The 17,557-nt window shown below is 37.3% G+C and carries 14 protein-coding genes and 1 pseudogene; 9 read left to right on the forward strand and 6 right to left on the reverse strand.

What is annotated here, in order from left to right:
• The first annotated feature begins 96 nt into the window (after positions 1–96).
• The 5 genes from ABU914_RS12665 (at position 97) to ABU914_RS12685 (ending at position 5,666) form a co-directional block, all read left to right on the forward strand.
• Positions 97–462 (forward strand): EAL domain-containing protein, encoded by a 366-nt coding sequence (locus ABU914_RS12665; protein ID WP_379670116.1) that lies wholly within the window; start codon positions 97–99, stop codon positions 460–462.
• Between the two features lie 55 nt (positions 463–517).
• Positions 518–2,002: a GGDEF domain-containing protein gene (locus ABU914_RS12670; RefSeq protein ID WP_379670092.1), complete on the forward strand. Its 1,485-nt coding sequence runs from the start codon at positions 518–520 to the stop codon at positions 2,000–2,002.
• A 167-nt stretch (positions 2,003–2,169) separates the two neighbouring features.
• On the forward strand, positions 2,170–2,862 hold the full coding sequence (locus ABU914_RS12675; protein WP_379670093.1) for a TraR/DksA C4-type zinc finger protein: 693 nt from the start codon (positions 2,170–2,172) through the stop codon (positions 2,860–2,862).
• A gap of 469 nt (positions 2,863–3,331) precedes the next feature.
• Positions 3,332–3,985, forward strand: coding sequence for a phosphatase PAP2 family protein (locus ABU914_RS12680; protein ID WP_379670094.1), 654 nt, complete (start codon positions 3,332–3,334; stop codon positions 3,983–3,985).
• A 70-nt stretch (positions 3,986–4,055) separates the two neighbouring features.
• On the forward strand, positions 4,056–5,666 hold the full coding sequence (locus ABU914_RS12685; RefSeq protein WP_379670095.1) for a gamma-glutamyltransferase family protein: 1,611 nt from the start codon (positions 4,056–4,058) through the stop codon (positions 5,664–5,666).
• A gap of 210 nt (positions 5,667–5,876) precedes the next feature.
• Here the strand turns inward: ABU914_RS12685 and ABU914_RS12690 are convergent, their stop codons facing one another.
• Both ABU914_RS12690 and ABU914_RS12695 read right to left on the reverse strand, forming a co-directional pair.
• On the reverse strand, positions 5,877–6,779 hold the full coding sequence (locus ABU914_RS12690; RefSeq protein ID WP_379670096.1) for a chemotaxis protein: 903 nt from the start codon (positions 6,777–6,779) through the stop codon (positions 5,877–5,879).
• A 307-nt stretch (positions 6,780–7,086) separates the two neighbouring features.
• On the reverse strand, positions 7,087–7,596 hold the full coding sequence (locus ABU914_RS12695; protein ID WP_379670097.1) for an antibiotic biosynthesis monooxygenase family protein: 510 nt from the start codon (positions 7,594–7,596) through the stop codon (positions 7,087–7,089).
• Positions 7,597–7,726: 130 nt separating this feature from the next.
• Between ABU914_RS12695 and ABU914_RS12700 the strand changes: the two genes are divergently transcribed.
• A complete protein-coding gene (locus ABU914_RS12700) occupies positions 7,727–9,568 on the forward strand; it encodes an LTA synthase family protein (RefSeq protein WP_379670098.1) in 1,842 nt (613 codons plus the stop codon).
• Positions 9,569–9,751: 183 nt separating this feature from the next.
• Here the strand turns inward: ABU914_RS12700 and ABU914_RS12705 are convergent.
• The 3 genes and pseudogenes from ABU914_RS12705 to ABU914_RS12715 form a co-directional block, all read right to left on the reverse strand.
• Positions 9,752–10,192: pseudogene (locus ABU914_RS12705) on the reverse strand (M23 family metallopeptidase); the annotation flags it as partial.
• Positions 10,193–10,474: 282 nt separating this feature from the next.
• A complete protein-coding gene (locus ABU914_RS12710) occupies positions 10,475–11,503 on the reverse strand; it encodes a DUF1574 family protein (protein ID WP_379670099.1) in 1,029 nt (342 codons plus the stop codon).
• Positions 11,504–11,543: 40 nt separating this feature from the next.
• Positions 11,544–13,010 carry an MBOAT family O-acyltransferase gene (locus ABU914_RS12715; protein ID WP_379670100.1) on the reverse strand — a complete coding sequence of 489 codons (1,467 nt, stop codon included), beginning with the start codon at positions 13,008–13,010 and terminating at the stop codon, positions 11,544–11,546.
• A gap of 251 nt (positions 13,011–13,261) precedes the next feature.
• Between ABU914_RS12715 and hemE the strand changes: the two genes are divergently transcribed.
• From hemE to hemY, 3 genes are all read left to right on the forward strand, one after another.
• Positions 13,262–14,299 (forward strand): uroporphyrinogen decarboxylase, encoded by a 1,038-nt coding sequence (gene hemE, locus ABU914_RS12720; protein ID WP_379670117.1) that lies wholly within the window; start codon positions 13,262–13,264, stop codon positions 14,297–14,299.
• 187 nt (positions 14,300–14,486) lie between these two features.
• Positions 14,487–15,419, forward strand: coding sequence for a ferrochelatase (hemH, locus tag ABU914_RS12725; RefSeq protein ID WP_379670101.1), 933 nt, complete (start codon positions 14,487–14,489; stop codon positions 15,417–15,419).
• A 6-nt stretch (positions 15,420–15,425) separates the two neighbouring features.
• A complete protein-coding gene (hemY, locus tag ABU914_RS12730) occupies positions 15,426–16,835 on the forward strand; it encodes a protoporphyrinogen oxidase (protein WP_379670102.1) in 1,410 nt (469 codons plus the stop codon).
• Between the two features lie 49 nt (positions 16,836–16,884).
• On the opposite strand, the gene ABU914_RS12735 is transcribed toward hemY, so the two are convergent.
• On the reverse strand, positions 16,885–17,550 hold the full coding sequence (locus ABU914_RS12735) for a hypothetical protein (protein WP_379670103.1): 666 nt from the start codon (positions 17,548–17,550) through the stop codon (positions 16,885–16,887).
• Positions 17,551–17,557: the final 7 nt, after the last annotated feature.

Raw genomic sequence — 17,557 nt, forward strand, 5'->3', positions numbered from 1 at the left:
ATGGAATCCGACAATTCCGAGGATACCCTACCTATTTTTTATTGAAAAGACCTTTACACAAAATATTTTACGTCATCTGACGTATCAATCGATAAAATTAAAAAGTTAAAAGAATTAGGTGTACGGATAAGCATTGATGATTTTGGGACAGGATATTCTTCATTGAATTATTTAAAGGAGCTGCCGATTGACAAATTGAAAATTGATCGTTCCTTTATTAAAGGTTTACATACGAATAAACAAGATAGTATGCTTGTGTCTACAATTATCTCGATTGCAAAAAATATGAAAGTCGAGGTTCTTGCCGAAGGTGTTGAAGATGTTGCACAGCTTAACATTTTACAGCAAAAACAATGTAATCACGTTCAAGGTTATTTGTTTAGTAAACCAGAAAAACCGGACTATATCACGCAAAACTTTAAAAGATTGCAGGAAAATGCAAGAAAATACTTCGCGAATTAACGATATCGTGCTAATGTTAGCAGGTAACATCAGTGGGCATGCTTGAGGTGCATAAATGAGAAATTCACATTTTAGAATACGATTATTTTTTATAATGATCGTGTTTGCGCTTGTCATCTCGACTGTAGGCGCAATGATTTCATATTATAAATTAAGACAACATGTAATGGAAAGTCATCAGTTTCAACTTGAGCATATTGAAGAAAGTGTAGAGTCATCTTTAAAGTCAATTGAAAAAGTATATTATTTTTTTGATAAAGATACTGAAGAGCGGATGGAAGCGAATTCCCAATATTTATTAGAACTCTATGCTAAAAATCAAAATTTCAATACGTGGGATTTTCAAGAATTAGAAGAGATTTTTAATATGGATGTGTATATTTTAAATCATAAAAATGTTGTCATTCATACGAGTTTTACTGAAGATCTCGGCCTTGATTTTGAAGCTTGCTGTCCAAAGTTTTCAAAAACACTTCATGAACGACGAGAATCAGGAAAGTTTTATTCTGATGGAGTTGATATTTCCCAAAATACGGGACAAATCAAAAAATTCAGCTATATCGGGACACCTGATAAAAAATATTTATTTGAGTTAGGGTACGCGTTACAAGATGGAGAAGTGTTTCAACAATTTGACTTTTTAATGGCGATTGAACAACTCGTAGAAAAGTATCCATCGATTGATGATATTCATGTCATTAATCCGGGTGGCTACTTTTTTGGTGAGCATGTGTCCAATATTGAACTTTCTGATGATCGGAAAAAAGCGTTTGAAAAAGCACTAAAAACTGGTGATACGACAGAAATTAAATTTGAAAAAGGTAAGGATCGAACGGTCTATCGTTATGTTCCGTACGTGTCGGATTACGATCAGGGAACGTCACAGCGAAAAGTAATTGAGATTACTTATAATGAAAAAGAGTTAGATGCGCTTCTAGATAAAACGAGGCAATCATTTATGTTGCAACTCGTTGCGATCATTATTGTGACGATTATCATTGCATCCCTCATTTCAAAATGGGTTTCAAGACCGATGTACCTAGCATATCACGATAGTTTAACAGGCTTAAAAAATCGCGCAGCATATGAGGAATTGTTACAAGAAAAGCGTAATGAAGATGATATGCTCGCCTATTTACTTCTTGATCTTGATAATTTCAAAGCGATTAACGATACGTACGGGCATGATGTTGGTGATGAGAAGTTGAAAAAGACAGCTCATGTCTTGAAACAGTTTGAGCAGGAAGGCGATGAAATTTTTCGATTAGGTGGGGATGAATTTGTCATTATCATTCCTTCTACGACCATTCATGAAACAGAGAGGCGAGCGAAGCAGCTGATTGAACGGATGAACAGAGCATTTTACAATAGCACCAAACAGAAGAATGAACCACAATTATCTTTAAGTATCGGCATCGCATTTGCACCTAAGCACGGTGACAATTACGATGAGCTCTATAAGAAAGCCGATATCGCGCTTTATACATCTAAAGAAAAAGGGAAAAATCAATATTGGATTTATGATGAAGAACAAGCTTGATACAACATTAGACTTGTTCTTTGTTTTTTAAGCTGTAAGTTGTGACGAGATCGAAACTTATTATAAATTTCACCAGTGTGTAAGAAAAGAGAATAGAAGTAAGGCGTAAGTCGATAATAATTGTGAGTGAGTTTCCTCTTGCTTATTTCGAAAGGAGACGTTAATTTATGTCATTATCAGAACAACAGCTACACGAATTTCAACTAACGCTTTTAAAGATGAAGAAAACGATCGAAAACCGACTTGATTCATCGAAAGAGTTCGGGTTAAAAGATGAATTGATTAAAGAATCGACCGGAGAATTATCAAATTATGATAATCATCCTGCTGATCACGCAACAGAATTATTTGAACGTGAAAAAGATCTCGCATTACGAGAACATTCGACACGTGAACTTGATGAAATTGAACGGGCATTAGCGAAAATTAAAGAAGGAACATATGGATTGTGTGAAGAGTGTAACAGGGAAATATCAGTTGAAAGGTTAAACGCGCATCCAACTGCATTACGATGTGTTGAACATAGTCATGATCAAACGATAGCAAAACACCGTCCAATAGAGGAAGAAATAGTATCTCCACCTTTTGAGGAATTTGCGAATGATAGCGGAAGCAATACATCATTTGATGCGGAAGATTCATGGCAAGCTGTTGCAAGTTGGGGAACGAGTGAAACCCCTTCTGATTTTTTTAGCAACGAAAAAACAGACTATAATAAAATGTATATGAATGCAGATGAACGGATTGGTTCCGTAGACGATATTGAAGGATTTCTCGCTTCGGATGGATACGTAATGTCCCGTGGTGTGCTAGAAAATGATGAGTATGACGCATATGAAGAAGAAAATCGGAATGAATAAGAACTGTTCAACCTGTTGACTTAATAGGGTAAAAGTGAGTCTGAGACAGCGTTATCTTGTGGCTATAAAACCGGGCTGTCCAGTCCCGGTTTCGTTTTATTTTCAAATGAACCGTCTAAAAACGGATGCTAGATACAAAATAGGAGAAGACGAACAAGACGACCCCGCACCCCGCGAGCCCCATCTTTTATGACCGACATTCTAAGAAATTTGAGTCTTCAATTTTTTCACGGTCAAGCATCTGCAAATCTAGCCAGAAATTTTATGTCGGAAACAATGCGTTCAAGTTCATCTATCAAATAGCTTTTACTTGTTATTTGCTTTATATTTTCCGGAGTTGTCGTTGTTCTTTCCGTTGTGCATATCAACATACTGAGTCGCATACCCCTGAGTGAGATTTTCGATGTTCTGATTAAAATTGTTCGTCCTATCTAAGTGCTTAAAACGAAATGAAAGAAGGAAGAAATCCGTGGCTCGAAGTACATTTCTTCACATTGTTGGTGTGTCTATATTTTTATTATCTATGTTTATTTTTTTATATCTTTCCTATCTGTTAACGAAACAGCCTGTACTGAAAATCGATACATACATTTTTTCGTTAGTAGATGCGTTCAGTAACAATATTTCATTCACCAAGTTTTTCAATTTAATAACGAATGCGGGTTCACCTTTTATTCTCCAATTATTAGTTATTTTAATCGGATTATTGTTATTGCTCGTTAAGCGAGATCTATTTTCATCACTTTTTATTTTTCTCGTTCCGACGGTTGGTCTTTTGATGAACCGTGGACTCAAATATGTTTACGGACGAGAACGACCAACAATTAATCCAGCTGTAGAAGGAACGGGCTTTAGTTTTCCGAGCGGTCATGCGACAGGATCGATTGTTTTTTACGGGTCACTTATTTATTTAGTTGTACGAAGCCACTCGACATCCAGTTTAAAATGGCTATTTTCGCTCATAAGTTTCATCGTTATCTTATTCATTGGACTGAGTCGTATTTATGTTAACGTTCATTATCCGAGTGATGTTCTTGGAGGTTATGCATTTGGATTAACGTTTCTTATGGGTAGTATCTTTATTTTTGAATGGATTTTTGCTTTGCGACAGAGGAGAAGGTAAGGATACAAGGAGTTTAAATCGTGCTATACTAAAAAATAGAATATGAAGTTTAGGGGAAAGGGAGAACGAAATGGTAAACTACTCACCAAATCAGCCTTATGCGTCAGCACGACATTCAATCTATGCAAATCGGGGTATGGTAGCAACTTCCCAGCCGTTAGCGGCGCAAGCGGGTCTTGATATGTTAAAAAAAGGTGGTAACGCAATCGATGCTGCCATCGCAACGGCAGCTTGTTTAACGGTTGTAGAACCGACTTCCAATGGTATAGGTGGGGATGCGTTTGCACTCGTTTGGATAAAAGGCAAATTGCACGGTTTGAATGCAAGCGGATTTGCACCGAAACATATTAGTATTGAAAAACTAAAAGAACAAGGCTATAACGAAATTCCTGAAACAGGCTGGGTTCCTGTTACAGTACCAGGTGTGCCGTCTGCATGGGCAGCCATGTCTGAACGTTTCGGAAAACTTCCACTTACGGAAGTGTTAAAGCCTGCAATTGAATATGCTAGAAACGGTTACCCACTTTCGCGTACACTTGCGAGGGTTTGGGAATTAGAGTTTTATAGATTTAAGCGTTTGTTAAAAGGTGAACCGTTCGAGCATTGGTTTAAAACGTTTGCGCCGAAAGGACGAGCTCCCCGTATCGGTGAAATGTGGGCCTCACCTGATCATGCGGATACATTACAATCGATTGCAGAAACGAATGCCGAGTCGTTTTATCGTGGCAAAATTGCTGAAAAAATTGTGAAATTCTCGGAAGAGACGGATGGTTATATTACGGCAGAGGATTTAGCCGAATATCGTCCGGAATGGGTCGATCCGATCCATGTTAATTATCGTGGTTATGATGTGTGGGAGATTCCACCCAATGGACAAGGGCTCATCGCTTTACAAGCATTAAATATAGTTGAAGGATTTGAATTTGATAGCAAAGATACAGTTGAAACGTACCATCAGCAAATTGAAGCGTTGAAACTAGCTTTTACTGACGGTCAAGAATATATTGCTGATTCGCGTCATATGACAGCTTCTATAGACGGCTTACTTTCAAAAAAATATGCTGAAGAAAGACGTAGTTTAATTGGTGATGAAGCGATAATGCCAAAGCCCGGTCAACCACCAAAAGGCGGAACAGTTTATTTAGCAACTGCTGATGACGAAGGAAATATGGTCTCCTTTATTCAAAGTAACTATATTGAATTCGGATCAGGAATTGTTATACCTGAGACAGGGATAAGCCTGCAAAACCGCGGACATAGTTTTTCGTTTGATTCAAAATCTGATAATGCATTAGCTGGTAGAAAGAAGCCGTATCATACGATAATTCCTGGTTTCTTAACTAAAAATGATGAAGCGGTAGGACCATTCGGGGTCATGGGTGCTTTTATGCAACCGCAAGGTCATCTGCAAGTCATGATGAACACGATTGATTTTGGACTTAATCCTCAAGCAGCCCTCGATGCTCCGAGATGGAAATGGGTCGAAGGTAAAACAGTTGAACTTGAGCACTCCGTTCCGAACCATATTGCCGTGGCTTTAGCTGACCGCGGACATGACGTTCGAATTGCAGTTCAACCTTATAGCTTTGGACGCGGTCAAATCATTTGGCGTGATCCTGAGACAGGGGTTCTCGTTGGTGGAACAGAGCACCGTACAGATGGAATGATTGCTGCTTGGTAAAAAGGGGGTGTTTAAAGCCCCTAAAATAAATGAGGTAGAGAGAAACGGTTTTTCGTTTTTCTCTACCTGATTTTATCTTCTGATAGCTAGCGGTAGCCCGCCATTTTTAGGAGGTTGTGCTAATGTCACAATCCCTTCACTTATCTGTATCGAAATCGAGGAGAACAAGAAATGAGGTCGATCGTTCGTATTTTAATTTTATACAACCTTTTATAAAATAAATTGATCGACATATTTAACGAGTTCAGAAACTTCTGGTTTACTCACTTGGGCGTTCGCACCGACTTTTTCACCTTTATGGCGTAAATCGTTCGTAATGAGTGATGAAAAAATTATGACAGGTAATTTCTTTAACTTGTCATTTTCTTTAATTCGTTTCGTTAGATGGTGTCCATCCATTTTAGGCATTTCAATGTCTGTAATGACAAGTTGAACATGTTCAGTTACGTTTCCTTTTTCTGAAAACGCAATGAGTTTATCTAATGCTTCTTGGCCGTCATGACAGATCTCAATGTTGACATAGCCAACCTTTTCGAGCGTTTCTTTTAGCAATTCGCGTAAAAGCGATGAATCTTCCGCAATGAGGATGGTCTTTGTTGAGCGATCGCGCGCATCAAGGGATTGAATTCGGTCTTTGGAAATACCTGTATTTGGGTTAATATTAAAAATAATTTTTTCAAAATCAGGCAACAAAATCATTTGTTCATCAAAATGAATAATTCCAGTGATAAGGTTTTCTAAGTTTTTGGCGAGGTCGTTAGGCTGTTCAATTTTTTCCCAAGAAATTCGGTGAATTTGGGCGATGTTTCCAACATGGAAAGCGATTTTTAACATGTTAAATTCGGCTATGATATATTTTTCACTTGTTTCTTCGTACTGTTCGGGTAAATGTAGCACTTTAGCTAAATTGACGACAGGGATTACTTCATCACGAAGTGAGATAACCCCTTCGATATGCGGATGTGAAAACGGGACTTTCGTTGTAGGTATGACAGAAATGATTTCACGTACTTTAATCACATTAATTCCGAAGCGGTTGTTTCCGATTGTAAACTCTACGATTTCAAGTTCGTTTGTTCCAGTTTCTAGTAAAATGCCTTCTCTTGTAAACATGAGATATCCCCCTGAATTCAATTGTCATCATTGTACTCTCTCTATATATCGGTTATTTTTTGTTAATTGTTATACTACTTTAATAAATACAAGTAGCGCACTTTCTATTTTTATAGAACGATGAATTTTAAGAGTAGCGAATGTGTGTCTATATAACTTTCAGTGAACCATTTAATTGCAAACATTTGATTAAAGTCTTTTCCGCATAGGCGAACGAGATTGTGACCTTAATGCCGTTGAAACAGAAAAGCATAATTTTCACAGACACATCACCGCTTTCTTTTTACAGTTCACTCACGAGAGAAGATTACGCGTTTAATTCTTCTCGATAAACGGAGTATGTTTTCTCATATGCTGTTCCTGTAAATAGCTGCTGGGGGTTTGATGTGGATTCAACTTTAAGATGATCATATTCGGACGAAGCTTGAAACCTTCTAAAATCACCTGAAGAGTCCCACATACTTAAAATGATGAAGGAATCACTTTTTTTAACAGGAATAAGTACACGAATAGCAAGACAACCAGCTTGTCTTTTGATTAATTCAGCGCGCTTTTTTGCTTCGAATCGGAAAACATCTGCCTTTTCTTGGGGAACAGGAATGTTGTTAATTACGGCGAATGTCGCATTTTGAAAATGACCATCTGTATAATCGATTCTGTATGCTTTTCCACTTTGGAATAAACTTCTTCCTTTTTTTTCAACGATTAACATGGATGATTCTTTACTGTCTAATAAGTAAATATCATATTTAGCTTGATGTTTTTCGTAAATTGTTTTTAAAAAATGATGGGTCCCGTATGTTAAGAAAAATTTCATCTTATCACCCTTTCGAAAATTAAATCATCTCTTTACTATCTTACCCTTGCATGAAATAATGTTAAACAAATAAAGTATTCGGCATAAATTATGTATAGTACAGTAATGAACGTTTGGGGAGGAGCATTTCGTGGCACGTACTTTTATTAAAAAACATCGTTTGTTCATTATTGCAGTTATTTTATTTTGGTTAAAAGTGTACATCGTGCAACGATTTTTCTTTCATGTACCGACAGAGAATGTCCTACAAGAAATGCTGTTGTTTATAAATCCGCTTAGTGCAGCCCTTTTGATATTTTCGATTAGTTTGTTTTTTTCGCTTAAAAGACGACGTGTAATTTTACTTTCGATTAGTATGATCGGTTCTGTTATCGTATACGCGAATCTCATTTACAACCGTTTTTTTAGCGATTTTATTACGATTCCAACACTTTTCCAAACGAAAAATATGGGAGATTTAGGCGAAAGTATTTTTACACTGATTCAAGTGACAGATATTTTTTTGTTTTTTGATGTTCTTCTTTTATTTTTAGTCATAAAAAGAGTAAGGGTTTCCGACGACGCAGTAACGAAGCGGCAAATGTCTTGGCTTTATGTAGGTACTCTTGCATTATTTGCGTTCAATTTAGTTCTGTCAGAAATCGAGCATCCTCAATTGTTAACAAAATCGTTTGATCGGTCAATGGTCGTGCAAAATATCGGGATTTTTAATTACCATCTTTATGATCTTATTTTGCAAACGAGGGTTAGTACAGATAAAACGTTTGCGAAAAGTGATGGTTTTCAAGAAGTCGATGAATACGTGCAGACACTCAGTTCAAATCCAAATCGCGCATACACAGGAATAGCAGAAGGGAAAAATGTGTTTGTTATTTCGTTAGAGTCGATGCAAAGTTTTGTATTACAGCATACGCTAGACGGTGAACCGTTGACCCCATTTCTTAATCAAATCATTGAAGAAAGCTATTATTTTTCTAACGTATATCATCAAACAGGACAAGGGAAAACGTCTGATGCAGAGTTTCTTGTTGCGAATTCTTTATACCCTTTACCGAGAGGGGCAGTGTTTTTTACGAATTCAGACAATGAATATAACGGTTTACCGAAAATTGTCGGGGAAGAAGGCTATTATTCTGTAGTTTTTCATTCAAACGATGAAACATTTTGGAATCGTGATCAAATGTATGATTCGTTAGGATATGATCGGTTTTACTCGAGTGCTGACTTTAAAATTAGAGAGGAGCAAACAGTCGGTTGGGGTTTGAAAGATATGGAAATGTTTACGCAGTCGCTCGATTATTTACGAGAGCTACCAAAACCATTTTACGCGAAATTTATTACGTTAACGAATCATTTTCCTTATGCATTAGATGAGGAAGATGCATTTATTAAAAAAGGAAATACGAGTAGTGAAACGTTAAATCGTTATTTTATGACTGTCCGTTATACGGATGAAGCTTTAAAGTTATTTTTTCAACAGTTAAAAGCTGAAAATTTATATGAGAATTCGATTTTTATTTTGTACGGTGATCATTATGGAATATCCGAATATCATAACGATGCACTAAGTGAATATTTAGGTAAAGGCATAACATTGTACGATACGATTCAACTTCAACGTGTGCCAATGATTATCCACATCCCAGGTCAGGAAGGAAAAACAATCGAAACGATTGGTGGACAAATTGATATAAAGCCAACAATTTTGAATTTACTTGGGATTGACAATGAAAATGATGTCAATTTTGGAGAGGATTTATTTTCGCTTGAACGTTCTAACCTAGTAGCATTACGAGATGGAAGCTTTGTTAGTGAGGATTATGTGTATACAAAACAAAAATGCTTTGAACGTGAAAGCGGGGAAGAAATTGAAATCGAGCAGTGTGAACCGTTTATAGAGGAAGTTCAGCTTCAACTAGACGTATCGGATCGTATAATTTACGGGGATTTGCTGAAATTTTATATGAAATAATTACGTGACCGTCTGAATTCCGAATTGTAGGAATTCAGACGGCACTTGTAGTTATTTTGTATTGTTATCATTCGGGTTAATCCAGCTTCCGGGTTCTCCTTTTTTCGTTGTGACATTAATCATCCCGTTCGCTTTTTTGAAGATGAAGTATCGTCCAGCTTTGACATACGTTTTTTTATTTTTTTATTTTTGGCATCCATTGCGGTGACATAAACCGTTGATCGTTTTGTTGATGGTATATGTCCCGCCACCTGTTGAAGAAGAGGTGGGATAATAGGCTTGAAGATACATAGTTGGGTTTAACGTTGATTTAGATGAGTCTGCTTCCCACCCATAAAGCGGCGCCGTTTTCTTTCGGACTTCGTAATGTAAATGTGACCCCGTTGAATTTCCAGTCGATCCTTGATAGCCGATTAGTTGATTCTTTTTTACTTTTGCGCCTATTTTGACAGCGACACGATCAAGATGACCGTACAATTGGGCATAACTGTTTTTTTCCTTTAATACGACGACGTTTCCGTAACCGTTTAAGCCGGTCCCCTTTCTGCCGACTCCAGCATAAAAAACAGTTCCTTCTGTAAATGCATAGATCGGTGCTCGGTGTGACTTTACAAGATCAATTCCAGCATGAAATTTTTGGTTGCGTCCAAATGGGTTTCTCCTCTAACCGTACGGTGATGAAACTTTATACCCTTCAAAGACCATTTTTAAATTCCCCCTTTGTTTTATATATAGGGAAAAATTTTCGATTCGGGTCGGCATCGTACCTAGTGAGATGTTGTTTTTTGATTTGTATAGAGAAAAGCAAGGGTTTCAATGAAGATGAGCTAAGTCGATGTTTATCAATGGTACTTTCCAAACTAAGCAACGTCCTTTATTTGAGTGTTATCAGGAAGGTTCATGGTTTTAACCTTTAAATTCATCAGGGACGGCTTTTTCTAATAGTCGTCGTGTAATTCGATTTGCATTTTTTTCGTGAATATGTGCACCATCATAAAAAGCTGTTAAAACACCATTGTATTTGTCCACTCGATCAAAATCTTCATACACAAAATTCTCATTTTGTTCATCCATTTTATTCAAATAGTTGACAAGTTTCTGTTTAATGTCATCGTAGTTTCTCGTTTTTTTCAAATCTCGAATAATGTCATCGTGCAAAGTCGTTATAAATGCGATAACTTGAATATTCTCTTCTTCAGCTAGCGCAAGAAATTTTTCAAAATAGTCTTTTCGTTTATCACTTAACTGAGTGTAGCCGTCATAGCGAGCACGATATCTTTCAATGTAATCTTCAATTTTTGAATCATAATTTTCATCTGTTACAGTTCCAGACTTTTGAATATAATGTAGGAATCCGTTATCGTCGTAATAGGTTGACCGATCTGGATACGCACTAAGTTTATAATAAAGGCTTACGAATGAGCTAGTTGTTTCTTCATACGAAAGTAATGATGTTAGCATATCTATAAATGATATGCGATCTTGAGCATTCAAATATTTCGATAATGCTTTGTTAAATAAAAGTCGTTCATCAATCGGCGTGTTATTATGAAAAGCTTCAACATCAATCCCTAGAAAGATTGTATTAGGCTTTCGTTCCAATGTATCTAGACTATAGCGAAGCATCGTATAGTAATCTTCAGCATTTGCAGAGTTTACAGCAGCATTAAATGATGATAACCCTGTTTTTTCTTCAATAAATTCAGGATCAATTTTCATTGAACGGCTTGATCCGAGAATAAGGATTTCAGGATCTTCGTTAAGCTTATGAAGAAGTGATGCTTTATCTGACCTTCCTGTCCAGACGAGGGAAGGCAATACGTTTGAATTATACTTACCATGAGGATTAACGATATAATTTAACGTCATGATTCCGCTTGTAATGACGAGTGAGATGGCAATTACAGTTGTAAAAATTTTTTTCCAAGCTGACATCTTCATCGCCTCCATATTCTGTAAAGTGTTCAAATTCATTTTAAAACTGAAAATAGAGGAACTCAGCTTTTCGGTTAATAAACAAAATCGCAGTAATAAGCAGAAGTGAAATTAGTAATGCCCAATTCCAGTTTGGTTTTAAGCGCTGAGAAAACTCGATTGTATTTGGCGCAAAATTTACCCATAGAAATAGACCGAGTAACACGGTAAGTTCAAGACTACCTTGCGGCAAATAATCTAGTGTACCAAATGGAGCACCGTTTAACCCAATCATCCCTTTTAATACTTTTAAAGCGTCAGATATTGTTTCTGCTCGGAAGAAGACCCATCCAATGATAACAGCGATAAAAGTAAGTATACGAGCAACGGCATTTGTGAAAACTGCTTGTATAGATATAAAGCTTTTAATTTCAGGAATTTGTGTTGCTGCTGTTTCCATTGCTCCAGTTTTTAGTTGGAGACGTTTTTTTATATCTCGGAACGAATGGTTGATGACATTGTATAGCCCGTGCAGCGTACCCCAGATGACGAATGTCCAACCAGCACCGTGCCAAATTCCTCCGAGAAGCATTGTTAAAAATAAATTACGATATTTGCGTAGTTTACCTGAACGGTTTCCACCAAGTGGGATGTATAAATAATCTTTCAAAAAATTTGAAAGAGTCATATGCCATGAACGCCAAAAATCGATAATAGAATTTGCTTTGTACGGTGAATTGAAGTTAATAGGTAGCTTAATATTAAACATGAGTCCTAGACCGAGCGCCATTTCAGAGTATCCTGAGAAATCAAAGTAAAGTTGGAATGTGTAGGCTAAAGCAGATCCCCACGCTTCATAAAACGTTAATGATGTCGCTTCATCAAAACCGGGTGTTGCCCACAATGCAACTGAATCAGCGATGACAACTTTTTTAAATAAACCAGCAGCGAAAACAAATAAACCAATTGTTAAATTTTTGTAGTTAATTTGAAACGTTTCTTTCCGTTTAAACTGTGGAATCACATCTTTATGTTGTACGATTGGACCCGCAATCAACTGTGGGAAAAAGACAACAAACAAAACATAGTTTGTGAAGCGGAAGTCAGCTACACGCCCTTTGTATGCATCAACGAGAAAGCCAATTTGCTGAAATGTAAAAAATGAGATCGCTAATGGTAAAGCGACGTTTAGTAACGGGATCGAAGCTCCGGTTAGCCAATTGACATTTTCTAGAAAGAAATCCACATACTTAAAATAAGTGAGTAAGCCTAAATTCATTGCAACTCCAAATGTAAGCAGCTTTTTATTAGGATTGTCTTTCAATTTCTTTCCGACAATATAATTAAAACCTATACTGAAAAAAATGAGCAGAAGATAACGATAATCCCAGTACGCATAAAAAACAATCGAAGCTAAAATTAACGTTACTTTTGCTCCTGTAAACCATTTATATTTAGATAGAAATGCATAGACGAAGAACGTAATCGGAAGAAACAAAAATAAAAATTCAAATGATGGAAATAACAACGATGTTTCTCCTTTCCGAATTACAAGCAATTCATATAAATAAAAATAGCAATAATTAAGAAAGAAGTGTCCGTTTTTGGTGGAAGTTTGATAATTGTTAAACAATGTTAACTCTTGTAGTAATCTTGTAAAAAACATAAAACGGTTTGTAAACTAGACAAATTCATGACAATTGCCCTAAATCGGTGTACAGTAAAATTCGTTAAAGCTATAGTATAAGAAGAAATGATAAGATTTTGGAAAGGTGTGGCATCGTGACAACGTTTAATGATACTTTCTTAAAAGCATGTCGAGCTGAACAGACGGACCATGTTCCAGTCTGGTTTATGAGACAAGCAGGACGTACACAGCCTGAATATGTAAAAATTAAAGAAAAATACTCCTTGTTTGAAATTACACATAACCCAGAGCTTTGCGCACGCGTAACGAGACTTCCAATCGATGAATACAATTACGGGGTAGATGCGGCGATTTTATTTAAAGATATTATGTCACCCCTTCCTGCAATTGGGGTTGACGTCGAAATCGTGAATAATGTTGGTCCTGTGATTGCGAATCCAATCCGAACCGTACGAGATATTGAAAAACTTGGGGAAATTGATCCTGAGAAAGATGTTGATTACATACTTGATACGATTAAATTGTTAAGGACACAGTTAAACGTACCGCTTATCGGATTTAGTGGTGCGCCATTTACGTTAGCAAGTTACATGATTGAAGGCGGTTCATCACGAAATTATCACCGTACAAAAGCATTTATGTATGGAGAACCAAAAGCTTGGCAACTTTTAATGGAAAAGCTTGGAACAATGGTGATTTCTTATGTGAAAGCGCAAATTGCTGCAGGTGCTCAAGCGATCCAAATTTTTGATTCATGGGTCGGGACAGTCAACCGCCAAGATTATCGTATATACATTAAGCCAGTGATGGAACGCATTTTTACGGAGTTGAAAAAAGAAGACGTTCCTCTCATTATGTTCGGGGTCGGTGCAAGCCACCTAGCAGAAGAATGGGCGGATTTACCACTTGATGTTGTTGGTCTTGATTGGCGTTTGCAAATCAAAGAGGCACGAGCGAAAGGAATAACAAAGGCGCTTCAAGGAAACCTTGATCCATCGTATTTACTTGCACCTTGGTCAGTGATTGAAGAAAAATTGAAAGAAATTCTTGATCAAGGAATGAAACAGCCAGGGTATATTTTCAATTTAGGACATGGTGTTTTTCCTGAAGTGAACTGGGAAACGTTAAAAAAAGTGACTTCTTTCGTTCATGAATACAGTTCTCGTTAAAAAGGTCCAAATAGGTGCCAAAGGTCTTAAGATGAGAGTCTGTTCGTCGTCCCCCATGTGTTAGGAACATGGAAATGCTTTCTTTGCTTTTTTGTAAATTTTGTTTGGGACGAGTTGAGACATTTCGTATTTAATCAATCGGACCTCTTTTTGAGCACGTATTTAACATTGAAAGGAAGGTTTATTGATGAAGACTATCGGATTGCTTGTTATGGCATATGGAACGCCGAGGAAAAAGGAAGAGATTGAACCATACTATACACACATTCGCAGAGGGCGTAAACCATCCCGAGAAGCACTTGAAGATTTAACAAATCGGTACGATGCGATCGGGGGTGTTTCACCGCTCGCAAAAATTACAGATGATCAAATGTTCGCATTGGCAGAAGCACTGAATAAACGTAATCAAGATATTCAATTTAAACCTTATTTAGGCTTGAAGCATATTGATCCGTTTATTGAAGATGCTGTAAAACAAATGCATGAAGATGGTATTGAAGAGGCGGTGACTATTGTCCTTGCTCCGCATTATTCAACCTTCAGTGTGAAATCTTATAACGGTCGTGCTGTTGAAGAAGCAGAAAAACTCGGTGGACCTCTGATGCTAACGATCGATAGTTGGTATAAAGAAGATAAGTTTATTGAATTTTGGGTGAAGGAATTGGAAAAGACATTTTCACAAATTCCAGAAGAAGAAAAGGATAAGACGATCGTCATTTTTTCAGCCCATAGCTTACCTGAAAAAATTCTTCAACACGGGGATCCATATCCTGATCAACTTCAAGAAACAGCTGATTTGATTGCGAAACGAGCAGGAATTAGACATTATACGATTGGCTGGCAAAGCGAAGGTAACACGCCAGAACCGTGGATCGGTCCTGATGTACAAGATTTAACAAGAGATCTGTATAACGATAAAGGTTATACGAACTATGTGTATTGTCCTGTTGGCTTCGTATCAGACCATCTTGAAGTGTTGTACGATAACGACTATGAATGCAAAGTAGTAACAGATGAACTTGGAGCAAATTATTTTCGGCCAAATATGCCGAATACCGATCCGTTGTTTATTGATGCGTTAGCTACCGTTGTTGAAAAGCGATTAGCAGAAAGAGCGTGAGGTCGAATGTGTGCGAATAATAAAAACATCGCAATCATCGGAGGCGGAATCACTGGGCTTGCTGCCGCCTTTTATTTAAATAAAAACGAAAATGAAACGTATGATTTCACTTTATTTGAACGAAGTGAGCGACTCGGTGGGAAAATTCAAACCGTTAAACGAGACGGTTTTATCATAGAACGAGGTCCAGATTCCCTCGTTGCTCGAAAACCAAGTGGTGTTAAGCTAATTAAAGATGTCGGACTTGAATCAGAGCTCGTTGGAAACGCTGCCGGACAAGCGTACGTTTTAAATAATGACAAGCTTTATCCAATCCCTGGCGGTGCGATTATGGGGATACCGACAGAAGTAGGTCCTTTTATAGAAACAGAGCTGTTTTCGCTTAAAGGCAAGGCGAGAGCAGCTTGCGATCTCATCCTTCCAAGACAGAGCCGTGAAAATGAAGATCAATCATTAGGTTATTTTTTCAGAAAACGTCTCGGAAATGAGGTTGTTGAAAATTTAATTGAACCCCTTCTCTCTGGTATTTATTCAGGCGATATCGATGAACTAAGTTTAATGGCGACATTCCCGCAATTTTATGAAGTTGAACAAAAACACCGCAGCTTAATTTTAGGTATGAAAAAAACGAAACCAAAACGGTCCAAAAAACAAGCCGAACGAAAACCGAGTGCATTTGTCACGTTGCGTAATGGTTTAGAGTCACTTGTCACAAAAATTGAACAGTTGCTTCCTGCGGAGTCGATTCGGAAAAACACGACAGTTGAAAAAGTTGTTAAGAAAAGTAATGGGTATGAGTTACAGCTAAACAGTGGTGAAAAACTTCACTTTGATGCAGTCATCATCACGTCGCCTCACTCTGCTGTAAGGCATATGCTACGCGATTATTCTTTTGTTAATATATTGGAAAATTATCCGCTCGCATCGGTAGCGAATGTTGCGATGGCATTTGATGCAAGCAGTGTTCGCATCGGTAAGGATGGAACGGGATTCGTCGTTTCACGGAATGCAAACTACAATATTACTGCATGTACGTGGACAGACCGAAAATGGCCACATACAACTCCAGATGGTAAAGTATTGTTTCGTGGTTACGTTGGGCGACCGGGACATACTGAAATTGTCGATGCTGATGATGAAGAAATGATCGATGCTGTTTTGCAAGATTTAAAGAAAATGATGCACATTAAAGGAAAACCGAATTTTTATGTGATAACAAGATGGAAAAATATGATGCCACAGTACACTGTCGGTCATAAACTGCGTATTGATGCGTTGAAATCGAATGTTCAAGCTGAACTTCCAGGGGTATTTCTCGCAGGCTCTTCGTTCGAAGGGGTTGGGATCCCTGATTGTATTAATCAAGGAATTGCTGCGGTTGAGCAAACTCGCTCTTTCCTAAATAAAAAGGCTTAGAGAAAAATTTACTCTAAGCTTTTTTAATGTTTTAACAGGAAAAAGTTTGCTACTGTTTTAGAAAATTAAGGACATAACTCCACTTTTTAGAGTTAGTTAGCTCATCAATTGTTGTTTCAAGCCCACCACCTAAATAAACCGTTTTTTCTTTTATCGCGATGACCATCGCTTGAATGATCGGGTCGCTGTCATTTCTTTGGTAAATATCCCCTATTTTTGGAGTGTATGTTTCCGGTGTGAGTTGTTTCGGTTCCAAGCTTACAAGATACTCCGAATCAGAGGAAGTAGGATATTGGAAGTCGATGATCGTAGCTCCATCTTCTAAACCTGGTACCATCACCCAATATTCATTATGCTTAATGCCATTTGATTTATTGCTGATGATACCATTTAATTCAATCGATGATACGATTTCAATCGCATTAAGATGGTGATGATCAAGTGAATCTGGTCGAGGATTGATGACTAAAATATAGTCTCCGACTTTTGCCCGCACGTTTTTATTGAGTGTATACCGTTTCTGGTTATAAATAAAACTATCCAGATGTTTCGGTTTATATAAATCAATTTCTTTAGCGGTTGCAAGTCTCTGTTCAAAGTCTGCTAATCGAATAAGATGAATTGATTTTTTAAAAAAGGGCTTTACACCGTAAACTTTGTGTAGTTTATTTTGATAGTATACAAATTGTCCTTTTCTCACATTTAATAATTTCACTCATGCG

Origin of the sequence: Pueribacillus sp. YX66, assembly GCF_041725775.1 — a bacterium.
In the GTDB taxonomy this organism is placed as follows: domain Bacteria; phylum Bacillota; class Bacilli; order Bacillales; family UBA6769; genus Pueribacillus.

What these genes read in the sequence shown, in the direction of transcription:
- ABU914_RS12670 (WP_379670092.1), top strand. Translation starts at nt 518, where the DNA reads ATGAGAAATTCACATTTTAGAATACGATTATTTTTTATAATGATCGTG.
- ABU914_RS12675 (WP_379670093.1), top strand. Translation starts at nt 2,170, where the DNA reads ATGTCATTATCAGAACAACAGCTACACGAATTTCAACTAACGCTTTTA.
- ABU914_RS12685 (WP_379670095.1), top strand. Translation starts at nt 4,056, where the DNA reads ATGGTAAACTACTCACCAAATCAGCCTTATGCGTCAGCACGACATTCA.
- ABU914_RS12690 (WP_379670096.1), bottom strand. Translation starts at nt 6,779, where the DNA reads ATGTTTACAAGAGAAGGCATTTTACTAGAAACTGGAACAAACGAACTT.
- ABU914_RS12695 (WP_379670097.1), bottom strand. Translation starts at nt 7,596, where the DNA reads ATGAAATTTTTCTTAACATACGGGACCCATCATTTTTTAAAAACAATT.
- ABU914_RS12710 (WP_379670099.1), bottom strand. Translation starts at nt 11,503, where the DNA reads ATGTCAGCTTGGAAAAAAATTTTTACAACTGTAATTGCCATCTCACTC.
- hemH (WP_379670101.1), top strand. Translation starts at nt 14,487, where the DNA reads ATGAAGACTATCGGATTGCTTGTTATGGCATATGGAACGCCGAGGAAA.
- hemY (WP_379670102.1), top strand. Translation starts at nt 15,426, where the DNA reads ATGTGTGCGAATAATAAAAACATCGCAATCATCGGAGGCGGAATCACT.